2 protein-coding genes are annotated in these 3,138 nt (G+C 67.3%); one reads left to right on the forward strand and one right to left on the reverse strand.

Features of this window, described 5'->3' with window-relative positions:
* Positions 1-121: 121 nt before the first annotated feature.
* Positions 122-1,792, reverse strand: a complete 1,671-nt coding sequence (gene ctaD, locus QSK22_RS33105; protein WP_285498445.1) for an aa3-type cytochrome oxidase subunit I — start codon at positions 1,790-1,792, stop codon at positions 122-124.
* A 95-nt stretch (positions 1,793-1,887) separates the two neighbouring features.
* On the opposite strand from ctaD, the gene QSK22_RS33110 reads away from it, so the two are divergent.
* Positions 1,888-2,400, forward strand: coding sequence for a 2-thiouracil desulfurase family protein (locus QSK22_RS33110; RefSeq protein ID WP_285498444.1), 513 nt, complete (start codon positions 1,888-1,890; stop codon positions 2,398-2,400).
* Positions 2,401-3,138 lie beyond the last annotated feature (738 nt).

Consider the following 3,138-nt stretch of genomic DNA (forward strand, 5'->3'; position numbering starts at 1 on the left):
GCCATCGAGGTCTCCTGCAGATGGTCTTCTTGGTCGTTGATCCATCTACCGGAGACCTCACCTGTATCCAGGCACCGACATGCCGCGACCGAACCGACAACCAGGACTTTCTAAACACGGCCTAGGTCTGGGTCTCCTCGGCGTGCTTGTCCTCTCCCCGGCCCGGCAGCCGCGGATAGTGCAGGTCGAACGCCGGACGCTCGGAGCGGATCCGCGGGATGGCGGTGAAGTTGTGCCGCGGCGGCGGACAGGACGTCGCCCATTCCAGCGAATTACCGAAGCCCCACGGGTCATCGACGTTCACCCGCTTGCCGTGCCGTGCGGTGACGTAGACGTTGTAGAGGAAGAACAGCGTGGACACCCCGAGGATGAACGCCCCGACGCTGGACACGCGGTTCAGCGCCACGAACTCGCTCGGGTAGTCGGCGTATCGCCGCGGCATCCCCTCCGCGCCCAGCCAGTGCTGGACGAGGAAGGTGGTGTGGAAGCCGATGAACAGCCCCCAGAAATGAAGCTTGCCGAGCCGGTCGTCGAGCATCCTCCCGGTCATCTTCGGCCACCAGAAGTAGAAGCCCGCGAACATCGCGAACGCCACCGTCCCGAAGACCACGTAGTGGAAGTGACCGACCACGAAGTAGGAGTCGTGGACCTGGAAGTCCAGCGGAGGCGAGGCCAGGATGATGCCGGTCAGCCCGCCGAACAGGAACGTCACCAGGAAGCCGATGGCGAACAGCATCGGGCTCTCAAAACTCAGCGTCCCGCGCCACATCGTGCCGATCCAGTTGAAGAACTTCACCCCGGTCGGTACCGCGATCAGGAACGTCATGAAGGAGAAGAACGGCAGCAGCACCCGGCCCGTGACGAACATGTGGTGCGCCCATACCGTCATCGACAGCCCGGTGATGGCGATCGTGGCGGCGACCATGCCGAAATAGCCGAACAGCGGTTTGCGGCTGAACACCGGGATGACCTCGGTGACGATTCCGAAGAACGGGATGGCGATGATGTAGACCTCGGGATGGCCGAAGAACCAGAACAGGTGCTGCCACAGCAGCGCGCCCCCGGTCGCCGGGTCGTAGATGTGCGCGCCGAGTTTGCGGTCGGCCTCCAGCGCCAGCAGCGCCGCGGCCAGGATGGGGAACGCGATCAGCACCATCAGGCTGGTCAGCAGCACATTCCACGTGAAGATCGGCATCCGGAACATCGTCATCCCGGGCGCCCGCATCCCGACGATCGTGGCGGTGAAATTGACGCCGCTCAGGATGGTGCCCAGTCCCGACAGCACCAGGCCCATGATCCACATGTCGCCGCCGGGATTGGGCGAGCGCACCGCGTCGGACAGCGGCGTGTATCCCGTCCAGCCGAAGCTGGCCGCGCCGCCGGGCGAGAGGAACGAGGCGAACACGATCAGCCCGCCGAACAGGAACAGCCAGTAGCTGAACATGTTGAGCCGCGGGAAGGCCACGTCCGGCGAGCCGATCTGCAGCGGCATGATCACGTTGGTGAAGCCCACGAACAGCGGCGTGGCGAACAGCAGCAGCATCACCGTGCCGTGGATGGTGAACATCTGGTTGTACTGCTCTCTGCTGACGAACTGCAGGCCGGGGGAGAACAGTTCCGCCCTGATCACCATGGCCATCAGCCCGGCCAGCAGGAAGAAGATGAAGGACGTGATGAGATACAGGTAGCCGATCACTTTGTGATCCGTGGTGGTGAGCCAGGACACCACGACCGACCCGCGGGGGCGCTGCCGGGCGGGCGCCTCCGCGAGCGGTTTGCCGAGGAGTACCATGCCGAGCTCCATGGGAACGGGATGGGACCGACCATCCGTCAGTGCCCGATCAGAGCCGCGGCACTCCTCGCCGGGGCGCGAATAGGCTGGTGTACGTGGAGAAGGTCCTGGTCAGTGCATGTCTGCTCGGCAGCCGCGTGCGTTACGACGGCGGCGCCAAGCGGGTGGACGACCGGCTGCTGGACCGGTGGCGGGACGAGGGCCGCCTGGTGCCGTTCTGCCCGGAGGTGTCCGGTGGTCTGCCCGTACCGCGCCCGCCCGCCGAGATCGTGGGATCCGGATCGCCGGCTGACGGCGCGGCCGTGCTCGACGGCACCGCCCAGGTGGTGACCGAATCGGGGACGGACGTGACCGAGTCGTTCCTTCGCGGCGCCCGCCTGGCCGTGGAGGCGGCGCGGCGCTCGGGCGCCCGCCTGGCGATCCTCAAGGAGGGCAGCCCGTCCTGCGGCAGCCACCGCGTCTATGACGGCACGTTCTCCGGGAAGACGACACCGGGCGTCGGTGTCACGACGGCGCTACTCGAACGTGCCGGTGTCCGCGTCTTCAGCGAAGAGGAACTGCAGTCGGCGGCCGCCTACCTGGAGGAGCTGGAGACCCGCCGACGGTGACCGGCTCGGGCGCCATGCCGGGCGACAAGGCCGCTCGGCCCGCGGCCGGGGGCCGCGTCGTTGACGTCCACGCCGCCGGCGATCACCGACGGTCCGTTCAAGCAGCCGCCGACCGCGGGACACGCCATCCTGATCACCCGTTCCGCCGCCACGGTGCTGCCCCGCCGAAGCCAGGGCCTCGAGGGGACGCCGACGACACCGGCCGACCGCGCCACGTCCATGATCGCGTTCAGCAAAGACAAGCGCCTCGCGGTCACCTGCACGCAGGGCACACCAACCGGACCGCGTCCTAAGCCACGCCAGGCACACCACTCCCAGCCGCCTCACCGAGGATCCACCCCCGAGAATGTCGCCGACGGAGCTCGACACCGCATGCGCGCAGGACCGCGGCTCCCCGCCCCTACGGGAGACACCGACGGCACCCGCGGACCGCACGTCCATGGCCACGATCAGCAACGGCAAGAACGGCGAGGCCGCCGAAGGGAGGGCTCACCGAACCCGGCGCCACCAGGCTGCACCGCGTCCCGGTCCGCGAGCGTGCCTCGCCGGGTGCTGCCGCAGCAGGTCGAGCGTGGCAAAGCGTCATGGGCGGTGATCACCCGCCTCCGTGCTCTGGGTTGCGTCCACGGAGGTGGTGTACGAGTTGATGCAGGTCAGAGGGCGTGGCGTCGTGAAATGAGACGGCCATCGCGTGATCCTTCGAGAAGCCGAAAACCAAGATCGAAGGAGAGGACGCGA

This window comes from Actinomadura sp. NBRC 104425, assembly GCF_030269545.1.
GTDB classification, from domain to species: domain Bacteria; phylum Actinomycetota; class Actinomycetes; order Streptosporangiales; family Streptosporangiaceae; genus Spirillospora; species Spirillospora keratinilytica.